General features: G+C 60.5%; 23 protein-coding genes. 17 read left to right on the top strand and 6 right to left on the bottom strand.

Annotated elements, in window-relative coordinates; all coding sequences use genetic code 11:
- Positions 1-11 precede the first annotated feature (11 nt).
- The 6 genes from IWX85_RS05755 (at position 12) to IWX85_RS05785 (ending at position 4,014) form a co-directional block, all read left to right on the top strand.
- A complete protein-coding gene (locus IWX85_RS05755; RefSeq protein ID WP_196869070.1) occupies positions 12-1,238 on the top strand; it encodes a DUF262 domain-containing protein in 1,227 nt (408 codons plus the stop codon).
- Complete coding sequence (locus IWX85_RS05760) at positions 1,235-1,774, top strand: hypothetical protein (protein ID WP_196869071.1); 540 nt, start codon at positions 1,235-1,237, stop codon at positions 1,772-1,774. Before IWX85_RS05755 ends, IWX85_RS05760 begins: the two co-directional genes overlap by 4 nt.
- Before the next feature lie 2 nt (positions 1,775-1,776).
- On the top strand, positions 1,777-2,643 hold the full coding sequence (locus IWX85_RS05765; protein WP_196869072.1) for a GIY-YIG nuclease family protein: 867 nt from the start codon (positions 1,777-1,779) through the stop codon (positions 2,641-2,643).
- 108 nt (positions 2,644-2,751) lie between these two features.
- Positions 2,752-3,387, top strand: a complete 636-nt coding sequence (locus tag IWX85_RS05770) for a nucleotidyltransferase domain-containing protein (RefSeq protein ID WP_231379568.1) — start codon at positions 2,752-2,754, stop codon at positions 3,385-3,387.
- Positions 3,388-3,536: 149 nt separating this feature from the next.
- Positions 3,537-3,779 carry a DUF4160 domain-containing protein gene (locus tag IWX85_RS05780; protein ID WP_081932685.1) on the top strand — a complete coding sequence of 81 codons (243 nt, stop codon included), beginning with the start codon at positions 3,537-3,539 and terminating at the stop codon, positions 3,777-3,779.
- On the top strand, positions 3,763-4,014 hold the full coding sequence (locus IWX85_RS05785) for a DUF2442 domain-containing protein (protein ID WP_036810268.1): 252 nt from the start codon (positions 3,763-3,765) through the stop codon (positions 4,012-4,014). The genes IWX85_RS05780 and IWX85_RS05785 overlap by 17 nt, the downstream gene beginning before the upstream one ends.
- A 419-nt stretch (positions 4,015-4,433) precedes the next feature.
- Here IWX85_RS05785 and IWX85_RS05790 read toward each other — a convergent pair whose 3' ends face one another.
- A complete protein-coding gene (locus IWX85_RS05790; RefSeq protein ID WP_196869075.1) occupies positions 4,434-5,141 on the bottom strand; it encodes an SOS response-associated peptidase in 708 nt (235 codons plus the stop codon).
- A 72-nt stretch (positions 5,142-5,213) separates the two neighbouring features.
- On the bottom strand, positions 5,214-6,152 hold the full coding sequence (locus IWX85_RS05795) for a M14 family metallocarboxypeptidase (protein WP_196869076.1): 939 nt from the start codon (positions 6,150-6,152) through the stop codon (positions 5,214-5,216).
- Between the two features lie 62 nt (positions 6,153-6,214).
- Here IWX85_RS05795 and IWX85_RS05800 point away from each other — a divergent pair, with 62 nt between their 5' ends.
- The 3 genes from IWX85_RS05800 (at position 6,215) to IWX85_RS05810 (ending at position 7,619) form a co-directional block, all read left to right on the top strand.
- Positions 6,215-6,379, top strand: coding sequence for a hypothetical protein (locus IWX85_RS05800; protein ID WP_196869077.1), 165 nt, complete (start codon positions 6,215-6,217; stop codon positions 6,377-6,379).
- 10 nt (positions 6,380-6,389) lie between these two features.
- Complete coding sequence (locus IWX85_RS05805) at positions 6,390-7,094, top strand: phospholipase D family protein (RefSeq protein WP_231379569.1); 705 nt, start codon at positions 6,390-6,392, stop codon at positions 7,092-7,094.
- A 297-nt stretch (positions 7,095-7,391) separates the two neighbouring features.
- The gene (locus IWX85_RS05810; RefSeq protein WP_036810258.1) at positions 7,392-7,619 is read left to right on the top strand and encodes a hypothetical protein; all 228 of its coding nucleotides are present in this window, start codon (positions 7,392-7,394) and stop codon (positions 7,617-7,619) included.
- Between the two features lie 28 nt (positions 7,620-7,647).
- Here the strand turns inward: IWX85_RS05810 and IWX85_RS05815 are convergent, their stop codons facing one another.
- Positions 7,648-8,118 carry a hypothetical protein gene (locus tag IWX85_RS05815; RefSeq protein ID WP_051984329.1) on the bottom strand — a complete coding sequence of 157 codons (471 nt, stop codon included), beginning with the start codon at positions 8,116-8,118 and terminating at the stop codon, positions 7,648-7,650.
- A gap of 226 nt (positions 8,119-8,344) precedes the next feature.
- On the opposite strand from IWX85_RS05815, the gene IWX85_RS05820 reads away from it, so the two are divergent.
- The 3 genes from IWX85_RS05820 to IWX85_RS05830 all read left to right on the top strand — a co-directional run bounded on the left by IWX85_RS05820 (position 8,345) and on the right by IWX85_RS05830 (position 10,498).
- On the top strand, positions 8,345-9,238 hold the full coding sequence (locus IWX85_RS05820) for a M23 family metallopeptidase (RefSeq protein ID WP_036810255.1): 894 nt from the start codon (positions 8,345-8,347) through the stop codon (positions 9,236-9,238).
- Positions 9,239-9,356: 118 nt separating this feature from the next.
- Positions 9,357-9,962 (top strand): DUF938 domain-containing protein, encoded by a 606-nt coding sequence (locus tag IWX85_RS05825; protein WP_196869078.1) that lies wholly within the window; start codon positions 9,357-9,359, stop codon positions 9,960-9,962.
- A 107-nt stretch (positions 9,963-10,069) separates the two neighbouring features.
- The gene (locus tag IWX85_RS05830) at positions 10,070-10,498 is read left to right on the top strand and encodes a hypothetical protein (protein WP_196869079.1); all 429 of its coding nucleotides are present in this window, start codon (positions 10,070-10,072) and stop codon (positions 10,496-10,498) included.
- Between the two features lie 34 nt (positions 10,499-10,532).
- Here the strand turns inward: IWX85_RS05830 and IWX85_RS05835 are convergent, their stop codons facing one another.
- Complete coding sequence (locus tag IWX85_RS05835; RefSeq protein ID WP_196869080.1) at positions 10,533-11,489, bottom strand: YcjF family protein; 957 nt, start codon at positions 11,487-11,489, stop codon at positions 10,533-10,535.
- Positions 11,490-11,715: 226 nt separating this feature from the next.
- Between IWX85_RS05835 and IWX85_RS05840 the strand changes: the two genes are divergently transcribed.
- The 4 genes from IWX85_RS05840 (at position 11,716) to IWX85_RS05855 (ending at position 15,434) form a co-directional block, all read left to right on the top strand.
- Positions 11,716-12,798: an SPFH and helix-turn-helix domain-containing protein gene (locus tag IWX85_RS05840; RefSeq protein WP_196869081.1), complete on the top strand. Its 1,083-nt coding sequence runs from the start codon at positions 11,716-11,718 to the stop codon at positions 12,796-12,798.
- A 75-nt stretch (positions 12,799-12,873) separates the two neighbouring features.
- Positions 12,874-13,992 carry a zinc ribbon domain-containing protein gene (locus tag IWX85_RS05845; protein ID WP_196869082.1) on the top strand — a complete coding sequence of 373 codons (1,119 nt, stop codon included), beginning with the start codon at positions 12,874-12,876 and terminating at the stop codon, positions 13,990-13,992.
- Positions 13,993-14,157: 165 nt separating this feature from the next.
- A complete protein-coding gene (locus IWX85_RS05850; protein ID WP_196869083.1) occupies positions 14,158-14,868 on the top strand; it encodes a haloacid dehalogenase type II in 711 nt (236 codons plus the stop codon).
- The gene (locus IWX85_RS05855; protein ID WP_036810237.1) at positions 14,868-15,434 is read left to right on the top strand and encodes a pseudouridine synthase; all 567 of its coding nucleotides are present in this window, start codon (positions 14,868-14,870) and stop codon (positions 15,432-15,434) included. Before IWX85_RS05850 ends, IWX85_RS05855 begins: the two co-directional genes overlap by 1 nt.
- Positions 15,435-15,437: 3 nt before the next feature.
- Here IWX85_RS05855 and IWX85_RS05860 read toward each other — a convergent pair whose 3' ends face one another.
- Positions 15,438-15,980, bottom strand: a complete 543-nt coding sequence (locus IWX85_RS05860) for a DUF2242 domain-containing protein (protein WP_196869179.1) — start codon at positions 15,978-15,980, stop codon at positions 15,438-15,440.
- Between the two features lie 163 nt (positions 15,981-16,143).
- On the opposite strand from IWX85_RS05860, the gene trxC reads away from it, so the two are divergent.
- On the top strand, positions 16,144-16,581 hold the full coding sequence (gene trxC, locus IWX85_RS05865; RefSeq protein ID WP_196869084.1) for a thioredoxin TrxC: 438 nt from the start codon (positions 16,144-16,146) through the stop codon (positions 16,579-16,581).
- A 189-nt stretch (positions 16,582-16,770) separates the two neighbouring features.
- Here the strand turns inward: trxC and IWX85_RS05870 are convergent, their stop codons facing one another.
- On the bottom strand, positions 16,771-17,379 hold the full coding sequence (locus IWX85_RS05870) for a hypothetical protein (RefSeq protein WP_036810231.1): 609 nt from the start codon (positions 17,377-17,379) through the stop codon (positions 16,771-16,773).
- Positions 17,380-17,728: the final 349 nt, after the last annotated feature.

The raw sequence follows: 17,728 nt of genomic DNA on the forward strand, positions 1-17,728 counted from the left end.
AGGGGGAAAACATGGAACCATCACATCAGCAAGCGTCATTTGATGACGAGGATTATCAAGATGAAGAAGCTCTAATCCAAGAAGATGCAAGTGCGTTGCTCGCCGGCAAAAACTACGATGCTGTCGTAACAGCTACAGACTGGACTGTCGAAACGCTTATTTCTCAGCTAAAGAAGAGAAACATCAAGCTTGACCCAAGTTTTCAACGGCGGGACGCATGGACATTAAAACGAAAAAGCGAATTCATTGAGTCTCTATTTCTTGGGCTACCAGTTCCACAAGTGGTGCTTGCAGAAAGCAAAGATCGAAAAGGCTCATATATTGTCTTGGATGGCAAGCAAAGGTTGCTTACCTTACGGCAATTTAGCGCAACGTCGCAAGATCCAGAGTTCAAACAACTCAGACTAAGTGGACTGGCCCTACGTGCTGATTTAAACGGCGTTGCGATGGTAGATGCAACTGACAATCCCGATTTTGAAGACGATCTCAGATTTTTTGAAAATCAAACGATTCGAACTGTCGTTCTAAGAAATTGGCCTTCAGAGGACTACCTTTATCTAGTCTTCCTACGATTGAATAGCGGAAGTCTCCCACTATCACCGCAAGAGTTGCGACAAGTAGTTAGTCCAGGAAGCTTTACCGATTTCGCAACGGACTTCACGTCGAAGAGTGCTGCTGTAATGGGTTTGTTCAATTCCAACCAACAGCCTGACTTTCGCATGCGAGATGTAGAACTCTCAATTCGCTATTTTGGTCTAGTCAACTACCTAGACGGTTATACGGGGAACTTGAAACTTTTCCTAGATGAGACCAGTCAGAAGCTAAATACTGAATGGGACAGCTTAGAAAAAAACGTACGTGGACAGAGCCTCGAACTTGAGAACGCAATTCAAGTTACTTGGGAAGTATTTTCAGAGAATGCGTTTCGAAAATGGAACGGCAAAGACTTTGAACGCCGTTTTAATCGTGCTGTTTTCGATGTCATGGTTTACTTTTTTCGGGATAGTAGCACTCGATTGAAAGCGCTGGAAAACCGCGAAGCGGTTATCAAGGGTTTTAAGAGCTTGTGTGAACAGTCAGGGCCGTTTAGGACATCGATTGAAACCACCACAAAAAGCATTGGTGCTCTTTCAACTCGGCTTCAGTTATGGGGTAAAAAACTTTCTGAGATTTTGGATATTGAAGTTCCAATACCTAAGCTCGACAAAAATACCGGTCGAATTACTTTAGCGTCATGAGCACAATACCGCGATTTGCGGAGTTGATTGAACGAGTTGACGACTTACATTTCAGATTCGTTCCACCGCTAGATCCAACTGGCACTTACTCGGATGCCGAATATGACGCTATGAGTGCGTTTAGGCTACTGGTTCACGCAGAAATTGAGCGTTTCATCGAATCTTTAGTTGAGGACGCCTTAACGCGATTTACGCAAAAAATAAGTTCTTGGAAGATTTCAGGCTGTAATTCGCAATTAGTAGATTCGTTAGTCGCTTATATAGACAGAGAATTGAGAAAATCAGTGAAAGCTAATAATGGCGTCAAGTCCAAAAATATTTTAGAAATGCTCAAGCCGATCGGACTAAATGGAACATATTTAGACAACGTTTGGCTCCAAACCATGAATACCTATGGCGAGGTTCGCGGAGGGCACGCACACAACTCACGACGTGCGGTTACCCCAATTGATCCTCAAACTGAGCAAAATTTAGTTTATGTCCAAATCCTTCCTGAACTACAAAAACTTGAACTTTTAGTTGGCTCATTAAATTGATCATGCGCCCCCAAACCATCCAAATCTTCCTCCCCGCCGGTGATCCGCGCGGCATGCGCGTGGCGGAGATCACGACGCGCATTGTTCGCGTGATCGAAGTGCCGCGCAGCCAGTTGGCAGGCTTCCTCAAGATGCCCGAGGCGCAGCAGGTTGGCGTCTACTTTTTGATGGGCGAATTATCCGAAGCCGGGTTGCCGCGCGCCTACATCGGCCAGTCTGGCAATGTGGGCAACCGGCTGGTGCAGCACAACCAGAACAAAGACTTCTGGAACCGCGCACTGGTGGTTATCTCTCTCACCAACAGCATGACGCAAACGCACGCGCTGTTTCTGGAATGGTTTGCGATTGCAGAGGCCACCAAGGCCGGACGGTACTACCTGGAGAACGGCAACACCGGCTCGCAGCCCTACACCCCCGCACCGCTGCAAGCCGACTGCCATGAGATTCACGAGACCGCCGCCACCCTGCTTGCCACGCTGGGACAGCCCATTTTTGAACCGCTGATCAATGCGCTAACGCCGAAGGGCGAGGCAGAACTGTTCTATTGCAAAGGCTCGGGTGCTGATGGCGTGGGTGAGTACACCGCCGAGGGTTTTGTCGTGCTCAAAGGCTCACGTGGTCGGCTGGAAAACGTGGCCTCCATCCAAGGCAAAGCCAATGAGCGCTTTCGCGAGAAACTTTTAGTGGAAGGCATTCTTGCAGCCAACGGCGGCGGCGTGGTGCTGACCCGCGATTATTTGTTCTCCAGCCCCAGCATGGCCGCCGTGGCCTTGCAAGGCCGCTCTGCTAACGGTTGGATGGAATGGAAAGACGCCAAAGGCAGAACGCTGGATGAAGTGAAGCGGCAGTCGATAGCCACCTCAAACTGATATTTACTACGGTTTTGATAGCTGCTTACGCTTACTCTATATGCGCTAAGAGCCTTTTTCATCTAAATTAACCAGAAGAATCCCAATTAGGGTACGATGCACCCCAATATGGGTATTTCAACAACGCAACCTGATTCCTCATCCATCGCAGACGCCCTCTTCCCCAAGGTGCGCCAGCGGGTTCTGGCGGTGCTGTTTGGCGCGCCGGACCGCAGCTTCTACGCCAACGAGGTGATTGCGCTGGCGCAATCGGGCACGGGCGCAGTGCAGCGCGAGCTGGCGGGTTTGAGCGCGGCAGGCTTGCTGACCGTCAGTAAGCAGGGCAACCAGAAACATTACCAGGCCAACGCAGCCGCACCCGTGTTTGCCGAGTTGCGTGGGCTGGTGCTCAAGACCACCGGTTTGGCCGATGTGCTGCGCGCTGCGCTGGTGCCGCTGGCCGCGCAAATTGAACAGGCCTTTGTGTTTGGCTCGATCGCCAAGCAGACCCATACCGCGCAGAGTGATGTCGATTTGCTGGTGGTCAGTGACTCGCTCGGTTATGGCGATGTGTTCGCGGCGTTGGAGGTTGCCACCCAAACCCTTAGCCGCACCATCAACCCGACCCTTTATACGCCTGCTGATTTTGCGGCGCGGCTGCAGAACGACAATGCCTTTGTCACCCGCGTGATGCAACAACCCAAAATCTGGCTGATAGGCCAGGAAATCACTCTGCCGCATGGCCAACAACACACCACTGGATGACCTCAGCGGCGCCGGCAAAGCGCTCAAAAATGAAATACGCATCTCGCTGGAACGGGTCAGCGGCAAACCGATAACACCATCAGATCGAGTAAGGACAAAAAGCTTCAATGTTTTTAGCTGTATCCAGCTGACGAGAAAGGTTCAACCCCATGCCTGTCGTTTTCCGCTATAGGGCTTATCGATTTTTCTTCTATTCCAATGAAGGCAATCCGCGTGAATCCATGCACGTTCATGTGCGAAGTCCGGACGGCGAGGCAAAGTTTTGGTTGACACCGACGGTTTATCTGGCAGACAGTGATGGATTTGACGCACGTATATTGAGAGAATTACTTAACGTTGTAACTGCACACAAAGAATTGATTGAAAGGACCTGGAATGAACATTTCTCCTAAAGCCGTTCGCTTTGATGACGACAACTTGTGGGTCAGCCTGTCGGATGGACGGACAATTGCAGCCCCGCTGGCCTGGTTCCCCCGCTTGCTGGAAGCAGCGCCTGAACAAAGAGCGCAAGTTGAACTGAGCAAGAACGGCTTGCACTGGGATGCGCTGGATGAAGATATTTCGGTTGCTGGCTTGCTGGCAGGCCAGCCTGACTTGTCTCGCCGGGATTTGCATCAATCTGCATGATCTTCGTTAACTCACTATTGATCATGGATTGCGGATCACGTCCGCAATGACAAAAGAGAATACAAAGCGCTTCGAGGAAGCTGCGTAGTTACGATTATTTATTCTTCAGCCCCAGCATGGCCGCCGTGGCCTTGCAAGGCCACGGCGGCCAACGGATGGATGGAGTGGAAAGACGCCAAGGGCAAAACGCTGGATGAAGTGAAACGGCAGGCGATAGCCACTTCAAACTAATGTTCACTACGTTTTTGATAGCTGCTTACGCTTGTTCTATAAGCGGCAAGAGCCTTTTTCATCTAAATTAATCAGAAAAATCCTAACCAGACGCAGCTGAACTGGCAGGCCTGCGTCGCACCGGCAATGCCCGTCTTGAGCCAAGACGCAGCAGGCCTCATGAGACGCCCAACCCTCGCCGCAACCGCTCATTGGCGGCTTTTCTCCATCGGGTTAGCCGTCAGCCAATTGGCCGGATAGGCCCGCATGAACTCTTTGGCTTTTTCAGGGCGGGCGCCCAGCCAGGCGTCGTAGGCGCCTTCATTCAAGATCGCCAGCATGCGTTTTTCATTGCCGGCTTGCTGGTAGCGGTTCATCAGCGCGTGGCTGTTGGCGTTGACGGTCAGCAAGGTGTAGCTGACGATGACTTCGCCCTCGGCCCCCGTCCAGCTTTCCCACAAGCCTGCCACGCCCATGGGCGCGCCGTCTACCCGGTTAATGCGGGTGGGCACGGCCTTGCCGCTGCGCCAGTCGTCTTCCACGAACGCCCTCATCGGCACGATGCAGCGCTGCCCGGCCAGCCAGGCATCGCGAAAGTTGTTGGACGTGGTCACGGTTTCGGAACGGGCGTTGACCAGCTTGGTCGAACGCAGCTTGGCGTCAGAAGCCGACTTGACCCAGCGCGGCACCAGGCCAAACTGTCCGGCGCTCAGTTCACGCTTTGGCGGCTCGCGCGGCGGCGGGTCAGCGTCTGTGGCTTCTTCGGCGGGTTCGGTTTCATGGGCTGTGGCTACGCGGATAAAAACACCCGGTTGGCGCGGCCACACTTCGCGCCCCACGGCGACAGCAGGGGCATCCACACGGAACGCATCGGGGTAAAGCAAGGCGCTGTGAACGCTTTCGTAACGGGTACTCATACGCTGATGCTATCTCAGCGCAGCCGTCAATCGATCAGGTCATGACTGGAGCGATTGGCCTTGCGGTCGGTACTAAACGCTCTGACTGCAGGCGAATTCCACCGCTGCACACACCGCCGCCACTTGCGCATCAATGCACTGCCCGGGGCTTGCGTTGGGGCTGTCGGGGTAGACCTCGGTGGTGGTGGTGTGGCGCGCACCCGTGATGCCGGCGCACAGGCCCAGCGGTTTCATCGCGTACCGGATCACGCCAGGCGCCACCACAGGCGAGCCAATAATTTCATTTTTGTCGTCTGCGGGCGCAATGTGCGTGACGCGGCTGACCGCGTCGATGATGGCCTGCTGAAAGGCAGGCTGGGGGTTGTCGGTGTCGTCCACCAGGTAAAACCCGTCGGGGATGCTGCCAGGTGCAAACTGCTTTCCGTCGCGCGCGGCCAGCGCCGGGCGGTATTCCGATTCGTCGGTGTCGGTGGTTTCGTGCAGGTCGATATGCGCGGCAAACTGGCCCTGCAGCGGCGCCACCAGGCGCATGAGCGCGGCAGATTCCTGCGCGGGCGTGCCGTCACGAAATGCGCGGTTGGGGTCGAGGGCATCGAAATTCCAGCGCTGGAAGCGCTCATACCCCCACGGGCTGACGCACGGCACCACCAGCAGGTTCACCCGGCCGGCAAAGCCCGCCGCGTGCGCCTCGACAAAGCGCAGCGCACCGTGCACGCCGCTGGTTTCGTAACCATGCACGCCCCCGGTGACCAGTACGCTGGGCAGGCCGGGCTGCCAGTGGCGGCTGCGAATCGCCAACAGCGGAAATCGTTCTATCGGGTGGTGTTCGTCGGCATAGCGCACTTCGCCATACGGCTCAACATCAAACCGGCCCCGCAGCGCATCGATGGCGCTGAGCACGTCGGCGGCATAGCTGCGCTGGCGCACATGGCGCGCACGCCACAGCGCCCGCTCTGCAATGCCCCAGGGTTGGTCAGGCGTGCCTATGGGATGGAAATGGTTTTTTTGCATGGGCGTGGGTTGGTTATTCAAACGGGCTCGGGCGTGGTACGGCGCATTTATAGAATACCGCGATGAAGGAATGGGTCCATACGCCCGGCCTGGGCCCCGAGGTCTGGGGGGTGCGGGACCTGTGCCACAACAAACGCAATCTGGGCGAATACAAGGGCTTGCTGGAGATTGATCTGTCTCTGGTGGCAGACTTGATAGAACTCACACAAAAGTGGCCGATGCGCTGAACGCGCCGCCTTGAATCTGAAAACAACAGACGGCATGGCAAAGTTTCTGAACAGCAGCGCGACCAACTATTTCCTCGACGAGTTAATCAAAGGCGCTTCAGACCGATTGATTCTGATCAGCCCCTTACTCAAGCTCAACGACCGCATGAAAGAACTGCTGGCCGACAAGAACTGGCTGAAGATCGACATGCGCATCGCCTATGGCAAGAGCGAGTTGCAGCCGCAGGAAATCGAATGGCTGCGTGGGCTGACCTTTATTCGCACCATCTTTTGCAAGAGCCTGCATGCCAAGTGCTACATAAACGAGGAAATGTGCATCGTCACCAGCCTGAACCTGTATGAGTTCAGCCAGGTCAACAACAATGAAATGGGCAGCCTGATCCAGCGGGCTGACGACAGCCCGCTGTACAACGACGCCCATGAGGAAGCCCAGCGCATCATCGGCATCAGCGACGAGGTGCGTATTTTGGGGGAACGGATCAGCCGCGAACCCGTGGCGACTGCGGTTGCAGCCCCGTTCCCACCCACCCGAGCGCGAAGACGACAAAAATGCAGAAGCCAGCCATGCGCACGGGAAGCTGACTTCCTCCAAGATCGCGCAAAAGCTGGGCCTGAAGACCGCCCCGTTTCTGGACCGGGCCACCGAACAGGGCTATCTGGTGATAGACAACGGCCAGCACTTCGTGAGCGCCCAAGGCGAGCAAGTCGGCGTTGATTTCATCGCCAAGTCACGCTTTGGCCCCTACTTTTTGTGGCCGCACGACTTTTTACCTGCTTTGATGGGCAGGCCGTAATCGCTACAGTATTGATAGCTGCTTGCGCCCGTCCAGCATGCGCTAGAGCATTTTTTTATTGAAAAACACAAGGCTTGCAGCGCCGTCAGCACGTCCGCACAACAGGCCCCAAGTCAACCTCAACTGGCGTCCTTTGCCGACACGTTATGGCCGGCAGCTGCCTCAGAATATGCTTTAGCGGCTTTCCGCCTATTCTTCAACCTCTCAAGGAAATTGCCATGCCCCAGTTCGCCATGATCACCGGTGATGTCACCTATACCCCGGGTGACGGTGTGCCCATCGAAATCCCGCGTGTCCGCGTGGAAGTGGAACTGGCGCCCGACAGCGCCACGCTGAGCTGGGAAGCCGCCGAAGGCATCGCTGGCCTGACCGCCATTCCACGCACCCAGTTCGACGACTATGTGCGCGACGGCAAGATCACCATGGCGGCGGAGCAAGCCAGCTGATCAGTGCCCGTGGCGCCGGCTACGGGCTTCAACGCTGCCGGCGCTGGTTGTGGTTCTTCACGGCACCTGGCGAAGCTTGCCATTGCCGCACAACTGCCGCCAGCCTTGGCGCGCACAGCAGCCACAGCATGCCCAGCCCCAGCAGCCCGCCCTGCGCCAGGTTGTAGTCGGCGGCCAGTTGCTCCCACGAAGCGCCGGCCAGCAGCCGGCCAAAAGCCACTTCGAAGCCCATCATCAGCATCAGCCACAGCACGCCGACGGCCCACTGGGCACGCGGGCTGGCGGCCTTGAGCCATGGGCTGCCGAACCACGCAATCAGGCCAATCAGGATGCAGCCGGTGACGGTGCCAATCTGCCGCGCGGTGAAGTCGCCGACCAGCGGGGCAATGACCAGCGTGCGAACGGTGCCGTTGACGACCTCGGCCACGATGATCAGCGCCAGCAAGGCCAGCGCGCGCAGCGCAAGCGGCAGGGTCAGAGAAAACCGGTGGTGGTTCATGGGCGCGGCCTTTCGGTGCGGGATTCAGGCTCAGAAAAAAAAACCGGAAGCAGCGGCAGGGCTTTCACGGCGCCGCAGTAAAGGAAAAAATGCCCTTGATGGTACGGCCCTGGACGATTTAAAAAGTACGACGAGCAGCCCGTCCTTCCTCACACAACGCCTGCATGACCGGTCCATGAACACAGCCATAATGAATCTTCAGCCTTCTCCTTCAGCCCCTACCCCCATGCCCACTGACCATTCCAGACTTGCCCCTTCACCGCTGAACCGCCGCGCTGCCCTGCTGGGCGCTGTCGGCCTGCTGGCGCTGCCCGCGTCGCCGCCTGCAACCGCCGCTGCACCGCCGGCCCCCGAGGTCTGGCCGAACGCCTTGCAGGTGCCCGGCGGCGTGGCGCGGCTGTCACTGGGTCCGGCGGCGGCGCGTCCGGTGGCACAGGCAGGCGAGATGCCGCTGCTGGTGCTGGGCGATGTCATCGAATGGACGGCGCTGGTCGGCATTCCCTTGTCGGCAGCGCCGGGCCGGGCAAGCATCACGGTGCAGGCCGCAGAAGGCAGCGGCCCGCGCCAGGTCGTCTACACCGTGGCGCCCAAGCGCTACACCGAGCAGCGCCTGAAGGTCGCGCCGGGCACGGTGGACCTGTCGCCTGACAACCAGGCCCGGTATGAACGCGAGCGAGCGCACCAGGCCACGGTGATGGCGACCTTCAGCGAACCCCTGCCGCAGGCCAGCGCCTTGCGCATGCGCGTTCCGGTGCCGGGGCGGCGCTCCAGTTCCTTCGGCCTGCGGCGCGTCTTCAACGGCCAGTCACGCAATCCGCACAGCGGCATGGACATCGCGGCCAGCACGGGCACGCCGGTCGTGGCGCCGCTGCCCGGCCGTGTCATCGACACCGGCGACTATTTCTTCAACGGCAACACCGTGTGGCTGGACCACGGCGGCGGGCTGCTGAGCATGTACTGCCACCTGAGCGCCATTGGCGTGGCTACAGGCGATGTGCTGAAAACCGGCGAAAGCCTGGGTGCGGTGGGTGCCACCGGCCGCGTGACCGGGCCGCACCTGCACTGGGGCGTGATGCTGAACCGCACGATGGTGGACCCGGCGCTGTTCCTGCCGGCCTGAACGGCACGCCCCGGCTTCACAACCTGATGCTGCTCTTTTTTTCATAGCTGCTTGCGCAAGCCCATCAAGCGCAAATGCCACTTTTAACCAAAAAACCCGAGTTTAAGCGCTCCTGACCATGGCCACACCCGACTTCAGCCCCGCCGCCGACCGCAACAAGCAGCCCATCCTGACCATGCTTCGCCATGTTTTGCCCCACACGGGCAGCGCGCTGGAAATCGCCTCGGGCACCGGCCAGCATGTCGCCTGGTTTGCGGCCGGCCTGCCGCGCTGGACCTGGCAGCCCACCGACGTGCAGCCCGCCGCGCTGGACAGCACTGCCGCCTGGGTGGCCCGGCACGGCCTGACGAATGTCCTGCCGCCCTTGCGGCTCGATGTCATGTCGGACGACTGGCTGCCCGGGGATGCGCGCTTTGACGCCATCGTCTGCGCCAACATGCTGCACATCGCGCCGTGGGCCACCTGCGCCGCCCTGATGCAGGGCAGCGCACGGCACCTGGCGACCGGCGGCGTGCTGATCACCTACGGCCCCTACCTGGAGCACGATGTTCCCACCGCTGCAGGCAACCTGGCGTTCGACCAGAGTTTGCGTGCGCAGGATGCCGCCTGGGGACTGCGCCGCCGCGAAGACGTGGAAGGTGAAGCGGCGCGGGCCGGCCTGCAACTGGCGGCACGGCATGCGATGCCGTCCAACAACCTGCTGCTGGTGTGGGCCCGGGCATAGCCATGCTGTCGGTGAATGTAAAAGCGTTTTTCCTACGCAAGGTGTAGCAGCCGCTGACAGCCCGCGCCTGACCCTGAGGCTAACTTGACAGCACGGAGACTTCTGTCATGCAACTGCAAACCCTTGAACCCCCGGACGACATTGCCTTTTTCATCGTGGAAGGCACGCACCGGATTGCGACCATCTCGATAAATGACTACGGCTTTTTGTTGTCCGCCCGGATGGCGCAGACCTATTTGGGTCGAGCCGAACAGGTGCTTGACAACAAACGGGGATTTGACAGGGTGTTTTTTACCGAAGTCAGCACGCTGAAGAACACTGCCGCGTCAATGGGTCGTGAATACGCGCAGTTTGAAACCTTTTGCGCCAACTGCGACCGGTTTGACCGCATGGCAATCCGGAACTGGCGTGAATGGCTGTCCAAATGCGCCGTCCACGCCATCTCGCGCGGCTACCGCGCAAGGGTCAGCCACCATCTGGCCTACAAGATCCGCCTGTTTCACTCAAGACTGAGCGCGGTGTTGACCGAAACCTAGCAAACTTTCATGAAGACGGCGGACGGACCAGCGCTTACTTGCCGCGCACCATCGCCATGACCTGGCCCGCATCCAGCGTGGCTGCCTTTTGCTGGATTTGCGGCAGGTAGTCGGTTTGCAACTTCTTCGCCGGCGCCAGCAGCCCCTGGTAGGTTTCGCGCAGCAATGCCGTGTTCATGACCCGGCCGCCGGCGTAGTAGCGCTTGGCCAGCTGGCCCAGCGCATAGGTGGTGGCAAACGAAAACGCCATGCTGGTGCCGGCGCTGCCGACCTGGCCGATGGTTTTGCCGGCCAGCTTGCCGAGCAGGCCGCCCAGCAGCTTGCGGCCGAACTGCTCCAGGTACTGCGAGGTCAGGCCCACGCCGGCGGCGGCGATGAATTCCTTCACATGCCCCTGGTCCAGCGTCACGCCATGCGCCTTGCCGATGCCATAGACCATCTTGACCTGCAGCGGAATGATGGCCATCGACGTCCACGACTGCGGCAGCAATTCGAGTGCGCCATTGACCAGCGCATGGTTCAGGATGGAGCGGTCCAGTTCTGCTTCATTGGCGGTGGACGGCAGAGCGGCCATCGATGGCGAAGGCACAGGAAGCGCGGTGTCGGGCTGGTCGATTTCAGCCAGTGCCGCCGCCTGCACGTCAAAAGCCCGGGTCTGGGCCGGGTCCAGCGCCAGTTGCTGGCGCAAGTCGGCCAGGAAACTGCGCTCTGCATCGGTCTGCTGGCCGTCGGCATCGCAGACGCAGACCGCCATTTCGTAGGCCAGCTGGCGGTGGCTGGGGTCGCTCAGTTTTTGCACGGCGGCGTCAAGCTTGATGCGCTTGAGCAGCACGTCCTGGTACAGCCGCGCCAGGTTGGGCGCATTGGCTTCGGTGGACAGCGACTCGGCGATGCGGCGGATTTCCTCGCGTTCGGCGTCGGCCTTGCTGCCGTCGGCAAAGGCAGCAAACAGGGCGATGGAAAGCAGCGCTTCTTGCTGTTCAGGGGTCATGGGAGGTTCTCTTTCAAGCTGGGGTTGGCAACAAGGCAGGGCCCGCATGCCATCAATGGCACTGCACGCATCAGGCGGCGGGCCGTGTGGTCATAATAAAACCGGGCACGCCGGACCGGCCGCGCCCGGCGGATTTCTCATCGGGTCTGGTGTGGATTTAAGCTGCCGGCCAGACCTGTTTCATTTCGCCTGCAACCCGACACCACCCGACAGAAAAGGACGCCCCATGAGCCTGCTCCACCTTCTCAAGAACCAGCTGATCGAGGTCATCGAATGGACCGATGACTCGCGCGACACGCTGTCCTACCGCTGGCCGGGCGAGGACAAGGAAATCAAGAACGGCGCGCAGCTCATCGTGCGCGAATCGCAGCAGGTGCAGTTTGTCGCCGCCGGCCAGTACGCCGACCTGTTCCATCCGGGCAAGCACACCCTCGGCACTGAAAACGTTCCCGTCCTGTCGACCATCATGGGCTGGAAATACGGTTTCCAGTCGCCGTTCAAGTGCGACATCTACTACCTGAACACGCGCCTTTTTACCGGCAACAAATGGGGCACGGCCAACCCGGTGATGATGCGCGACCAGGATTTCGGCGTGGTGCGGCTGCGGGCTTTCGGCACCTACGACTTTCGCATTGTCGAGTCGGCAAAGTTCCTGCGGGAAGTGGCCGGCACCGACCAGAACTTCCGGCTGGACGAGTTTGCCGACACCATGCGCTCGCGCATCGTCAGCGTCTTCACCGAAGCACTGGCGCGCGCCGGCGTTCCGGCGCTGGACGTGGCGCAGCGCTATGGCGAACTGGGCGATGCGCTGCTGCCGCTGGTCAACCCGGCCATGCGCGGGAAGTACGGCCTGGAAATCACCAGCTTCGTGCTGGAAAACGTGTCGGTACCGCCCGAGGTCGAGCAGGCCATCGACAAGCGCTCCAGCATGGGCGTGATCGGCAACCTGAACGACTATGTGAAGTACCAGATGGGTCTGTCGCTGGGCCAGGGCGGCGAAGCCGGCGCAGCCGCCACGATGCCCGCGCAGATGGCGATGGGCTTTGGCATGGCGCAGGAAATGGTGCGCGGCATGCAGGGCGGCGGCATGGCACCCGTACCGGCACCGGCAGCGCCCGCCGCCAGCCCGCCGCCGGCCGCTGCCGCCGCCGGGCTGGACGTGCTGACGCCCGAGCAGGCAGCGCAAGGGCTGGGCGTGTCGGTGGAAGACGTGATGGCGTCCATCCACGCGGGCGAGCTGAAGGCGCGCAAGATCGGCAGCGCCTGGCGCATCGCCAGGCCTTCGCTGGAAGAATTTTTGCGCGGCTGACACCCCGGTCTTTTCATTCCTGCCGGCCGCCTTCACGGGGGCAGCCCCGACCACGCTGACACCGAAAAGAACAACATGGCGCCATCCGACCAGCCCGCCACCGTGGGCAAACACCCCTGCCCCGAGTGCGGCGCCGACCTGCAATGGAATGCCGCCCGGCAGGCGCTGGCCTGCCCCTATTGCGGCACGGTCGTGCCGTATGCGCCGGGCCAGGCGCTGCCGGACGCCAGCGCCGTCGAGCAGGACCTGCAGCAAGCCTTGAGCCACCCCGCCAGCGGGCGCGGCTGGAGCGGTGCGGCCGCACAGGAAAAGCGCGAGGTGCAGTGCCAGAGCTGCCACGCCATTTCGGTGTTTGTCGACGGCAAGGTCGCCAGGCGCTGCGACTTTTGCGGCTCGCCGTCGATCATCGAGCACTTGTCGCTGAATGACGCCATCACGCCGCAAAGCCTGCTGCCGTTCAAGGTCAGCGAAGCGCAGATGCGCACCCGCCTTCGCCAGTGGTATGGCTCGCGCTGGTTCGCGCCCGGCAAGCTCAAATCGGCCGCACTGACCGACACGCTGAGCGGCGTGTACCTGCCCTACTGGACCTTTGATGCCCAGGCCAGTGCCCGCTGGCGCGCCGACGCCGGCCACTATTACTACGAGACCGAAAGCTACCAGGACAGCAAAGGCCAGCGGCAAACCCGCCAGGTGCGGCAGGTGCGCTGGGTGCCGGCGGCGGGCAGCCTGGCACATTTCTTTGACGACGAGCTGGTGCCCGGCACGGCCGGTGTGCATCCGGCGCTGCTGCGGCAGATCGAACCTTTTCCAACGCTGACCGACCTGCAAGCCTATTCGCCCGAATTTGTGCGTGGCTGGACGGTGGAGCGCTACCAGATCGACCTGGGCAAGGCCGAAAAGCGCAACCAGGACGCGATGCAGCAACACCTGCAGGTGCTGTGCGGCCGCCAGGTGCCGGGCGACACCTTTCGCAACCTGCAGGTCGATGCGCAGTTTCAGGGCCGCACCTTCAAGCACATCCTGGTGCCGGTCTGGCTGGTCAGCTACACCTACGGCGCGCGCAGCTTTCAGGTGGTGGGCAACGGCTACACCGGCGCCATGGCTGGCGAACAGCCCTACAGCTGGGTGAAGATCGGCTTTGCCGTGCTGGCCGTGCTGCTGCTGATTTTGCTGCTCGTGTCCCTCAACCAATGAGCGCCAGGGTTATGCCTGCCAACTGTGAATGGCCCTGTGGACAAGTCACTGGACAAGTCCCGAAAGCCGCGCCAGCCGTGGCTTGGCGCGGCATGCCCAAAAAACAGGCAGGCGTGATGCCGGCCATCAGGTGCCCGCTGGCAACCGGCTGCCGATAATGGCGCCATGAACTCCCTCCCCTTTCCCGCGCCCCAGGTCCTGGCCTTTGATGTTTTCGGCACCGTGGTGGACTGGCACAGCGGCATTGCCCGCGAAGTGCAGGCCCTGCGGCCGTCGATAGACGGCAACGCTTTCGCGCTCGCCTGGCGCGCTGGCTACCAGCCGGCCATGCGCCGGGTGATGTCGGGCGAACTCGGCTGGACGCTGATCGACGACCTGCACCGGCTGATTCTTGACGGGCTGCTGGCGCCGTTCGGCCTTGACGACCTGAGCGAGGCCGAGTTGCAACACCTGAACAAGGCCTGGCACCGGCTGGACCCGTGGCCCGACGTGGTGCAGGGACTGACGCGCCTGAAGTCGCGGCACATGATTTGCACGCTGTCCAACGGCAACATCGGCCTGCTGGCCGACATGGCCAAGCACGGCGGCCTGCCGTGGGACTGCATTTTGTCGGCCGAGGTGTTTCGCGCCTACAAGCCCGACCCGGCGACCTATCTGGGGGTGGCCGGGGTGTTCGACGTGGCGCCGTCCGAGGTGATGCTGGTGGCCGCCCACCAGGACGACCTGGCCGCCGCGCGCGCCTGCGGCCTGCAGACCGCCTACATCGAGCGTCCGGCGGAGTTTGGCGCGGACCAGCCCAAGGATGTGTCGCCCTGCCCGGCCAATACCCGGCACGCCCGCGACTTTATGGCGCTGGCTGACCAGCTGGGCGGCTGATGGGCTTGCCCGGGCTGATCGTCTTCAACAAGCCCTATGGCGTGCTCAGCCAGTTCACGCCGGAAGGGCGCTGGCGCGGATTGAAGGATTTCATCGACCTGCCGGGTGTGTATGTGGCCGGCCGGCTCGATGCCGACAGCGAAGGCCTGCTGCTGCTGACCCGCGACGGAAAGCTGCAGGCGCGCATTGCCGACCCGCGCTTCAAGATGGAGAAAACCTACTGGGTCCAGGTGGAAGGCGTGCCCGGCGAAGCCGCGCTGCAAAGCCTGCGCCGGGGCGTTGCGCTGAACGACGGCTTGAGCCTGCCGGCACGTGCCAGCCTGATGCCGGCGCCGCCCGCGCTGTGGCCGCGCGATCCGCCGGTTCGCGTCCGGCAGTCGATTCCCACCGGCTGGATTGAACTTAGCATTCGCGAAGGGCGCAACCGCCAGGTGCGCCGCATGACGGCAGCGGTGGGATTTCCGACGCTGCGCCTGATTCGCGCTGCCGTCGGCCCTTATTCGCTCGACGGCCTGGCGCAAGGCCACTGGCGCGAAGCTGATGCAGGCCTGGCCGCGGCCGCTTGAAGATCAGTTGCCGGCGTCGTCGACCACCAGGTAACGCCTGACCAGGTCAAAAAAGCGGTCATAAAACGCGTCCGATGAAATGGTCCGGCTGCCGACCTTGACCATGGCATCGTTGCTGGAGCTGAAGGGAAGCGAGACTGAACCGAGCGCGCCCACGCCCAGGCTGGCCGAATTGTTGCTTTTCTTCAGGGCGTAGACATCCTGCAGCGCGGTGACGAAACCCAGGCTGACCTTGCCGTCAGGGGTATCCGGCGCGCAGACGACGCGAATTTCCATCAGCAGGTGCGACTCGGGCTCGGGCTGGAAGCTCTTGCGGCCTTCGACCATATCTTCCCGGGCCGAACTGATGATGTAACCCTGGCTCAGCAAGGCCCGCCTGGACGCCTCGCAGGTTTGCGCAGCGGTGGAATCGAACAGCCGGGAATAGGTCACGGTCGAGCTGAATTCCTCCTGCGACGCAAATGATTTCACCGGGCTGGCACAACCGCCCAGCAAGCCAGCCAGGCCTGCAACCATGACCAGCGCGACGGTTGCGCTGCGGCGCATGTTGAAAAATTTCAAAACCAGTCACTCCTTGCGTGTCAAAAACGCATTTTCCTCCAATCAGCCCAAGACAATAGTCCATCGGCGTCATCCCCTCTTTTACGCTCAAGACGTGATGCCTTGACAGGCGCTTGAAATGCCGGCGCCCGCCCCCAAGCTTGGGAGGATGACCGATTCACTTCACATCGTTTGCCCGCATTGCCACACCACCAACCGGGTTCGCACCGACCAGCTTGGCAGCGCGCCGACCTGCGGCAGCTGCAAGCAGGCGCTGTTCACCGCGCATTCGGCTGCGCTGGACGAGGCGGCGTTTGACCGGCACATCAGCCGCAACCAGATTCCGGTGCTGGTCGATTTCTGGGCGCCGTGGTGCGGCCCGTGCCGCCAGATGGCGCCGGCCTATGAGCAGGCGGCCACGCAGCTGGAGCCGCAGGTGCGGCTGGCAAAGGTTGATACCGAAGCCGTTCCCAGCCTGGGAACGCGCTTCAACATTCGCAGCATCCCGACGCTGGCGCTGTTCCGGGATGGCCGCGAGATTGCCCGTCAACCGGGCGCCATGGGCGCGGCGGACATCGTGCGCTGGGTGCAATCGAACCTGCGCTAAAGCCAAGGCTTTGGGCCGCCTGGGCCGGGCTTACTTTGCTATTATTTGTATAGCTACCAAAGATTCTTCAGCCAGCGCGACAGCCTTTTTTTATACTAAAAAGCCATGAAGCCCGGCCTTGGTGGACCGAACCGCCTGGCTGATGCCAATCCATTCAGGCGGCGCAATGTCGCCACGTCACGCGGCGGTTCAACCGCGATTGCGACGGTCGTTGTGGATCATTCGCTCCACCTCGTCGCGCAGGGCATTGAGCTCATTGCGCAACTGGCGGCGTTCCTGCTGCGTCACCACGCCGTCGGACTTGAAGAAGACCTCGTGGCGTGCTATTTCCCGCTCCCGGCTCTGCAGCCTTCGCGCTTCACGCGGGCCGATGCGACCGGCGCGCACGCCTTCGTCGATGCGCTGGCTGATCTGCTGCTCGCGGCTGTCAATGCCGGGGGTGTTGGCGGCATTGGCCGGCGGGCGCACCACGTTGTTGTTGGCCATCATGCGTTCAACGTCGGCATTGAGCGCGCTCAGCTCGTTGCGCAACTGCTGGCGTTCCTGCGGCGTTGCCATGCCGTTGGACTTGTACTGCGCCTCGCGCATCTGGATGTCGCGGTCGCGGCGAATCAGTATCTGCGCTTCATAAGGCGTAATGTGGCCCGACGCCATACCCTGCTGGATGCGCGCGGTGATGGCTTGCTGCGTCTGGTCGATGCGCGGAGTGTGGGTGCCTTGGGCCATGGCCGGGGATATTCCCACACCGGCGAACATGGCGGATGCGAGAAGGGAAGCGGTGAAGAATTTCGATTTCATAAGGTTCTCCAATGGACGAATTGACTTGCCTAAAGCTTTTGTCTCTAGCTGCAAAGGCCGGAAGCGTTCCGGCGGTTTGCAAAAAACAGCAGGAACTGCGCCTGAATCGCCGCTTTTCCAAGACTCTTTGTGATTCAGTAAGGTCATTGTTGCCTTGCATTTGTTAACGCGATGTAAGGAAAACAGAGGTTTACCCGTTATTTACCGCATGACTACAGCGTGTCCTGATGCGGTTTTTATTTACGAGCCTTGCAACCGCAACGTTACATATAGCCATGGAACCGCGGGAACTCGTCCCAAGTTCATGGAGTCGCATTCTGCTGGCTAACGCCCAAGCGGTGCAGCTGCC

It is taken from the genome of Polaromonas sp. CG_9.11 (assembly GCF_015752225.1).
Lineage (GTDB): Bacteria > Pseudomonadota > Gammaproteobacteria > Burkholderiales > Burkholderiaceae_C > Polaromonas.

Coding starts and splice junctions, on each gene's coding strand:
- IWX85_RS05755 (WP_196869070.1), top strand. CDS start 12: ATGGAACCATCACATCAGCAAGCGTCATTTGATGACGAGGATTATCAA.
- IWX85_RS05760 (WP_196869071.1), top strand. CDS start 1,235: ATGAGCACAATACCGCGATTTGCGGAGTTGATTGAACGAGTTGACGAC.
- IWX85_RS05765 (WP_196869072.1), top strand. CDS start 1,777: ATGCGCCCCCAAACCATCCAAATCTTCCTCCCCGCCGGTGATCCGCGC.
- IWX85_RS05770 (WP_231379568.1), top strand. CDS start 2,752: ATGGGTATTTCAACAACGCAACCTGATTCCTCATCCATCGCAGACGCC.
- IWX85_RS05780 (WP_081932685.1), top strand. CDS start 3,537: ATGCCTGTCGTTTTCCGCTATAGGGCTTATCGATTTTTCTTCTATTCC.
- IWX85_RS05785 (WP_036810268.1), top strand. CDS start 3,763: ATGAACATTTCTCCTAAAGCCGTTCGCTTTGATGACGACAACTTGTGG.
- IWX85_RS05790 (WP_196869075.1), bottom strand. CDS start 5,141: ATGAGTACCCGTTACGAAAGCGTTCACAGCGCCTTGCTTTACCCCGAT.
- IWX85_RS05795 (WP_196869076.1), bottom strand. CDS start 6,152: ATGCAAAAAAACCATTTCCATCCCATAGGCACGCCTGACCAACCCTGG.
- IWX85_RS05800 (WP_196869077.1), top strand. CDS start 6,215: ATGAAGGAATGGGTCCATACGCCCGGCCTGGGCCCCGAGGTCTGGGGG.
- IWX85_RS05810 (WP_036810258.1), top strand. CDS start 7,392: ATGCCCCAGTTCGCCATGATCACCGGTGATGTCACCTATACCCCGGGT.
- IWX85_RS05815 (WP_051984329.1), bottom strand. CDS start 8,118: ATGAACCACCACCGGTTTTCTCTGACCCTGCCGCTTGCGCTGCGCGCG.
- IWX85_RS05820 (WP_036810255.1), top strand. CDS start 8,345: ATGCCCACTGACCATTCCAGACTTGCCCCTTCACCGCTGAACCGCCGC.
- IWX85_RS05825 (WP_196869078.1), top strand. CDS start 9,357: ATGGCCACACCCGACTTCAGCCCCGCCGCCGACCGCAACAAGCAGCCC.
- IWX85_RS05830 (WP_196869079.1), top strand. CDS start 10,070: ATGCAACTGCAAACCCTTGAACCCCCGGACGACATTGCCTTTTTCATC.
- IWX85_RS05835 (WP_196869080.1), bottom strand. CDS start 11,489: ATGACCCCTGAACAGCAAGAAGCGCTGCTTTCCATCGCCCTGTTTGCT.
- IWX85_RS05840 (WP_196869081.1), top strand. CDS start 11,716: ATGAGCCTGCTCCACCTTCTCAAGAACCAGCTGATCGAGGTCATCGAA.
- IWX85_RS05845 (WP_196869082.1), top strand. CDS start 12,874: ATGGCGCCATCCGACCAGCCCGCCACCGTGGGCAAACACCCCTGCCCC.
- IWX85_RS05850 (WP_196869083.1), top strand. CDS start 14,158: ATGAACTCCCTCCCCTTTCCCGCGCCCCAGGTCCTGGCCTTTGATGTT.
- IWX85_RS05855 (WP_036810237.1), top strand. CDS start 14,868: ATGGGCTTGCCCGGGCTGATCGTCTTCAACAAGCCCTATGGCGTGCTC.
- IWX85_RS05860 (WP_196869179.1), bottom strand. CDS start 15,980: ATGCGCCGCAGCGCAACCGTCGCGCTGGTCATGGTTGCAGGCCTGGCT.
- trxC (WP_196869084.1), top strand. CDS start 16,144: ATGACCGATTCACTTCACATCGTTTGCCCGCATTGCCACACCACCAAC.
- IWX85_RS05870 (WP_036810231.1), bottom strand. CDS start 17,379: ATGAAATCGAAATTCTTCACCGCTTCCCTTCTCGCATCCGCCATGTTC.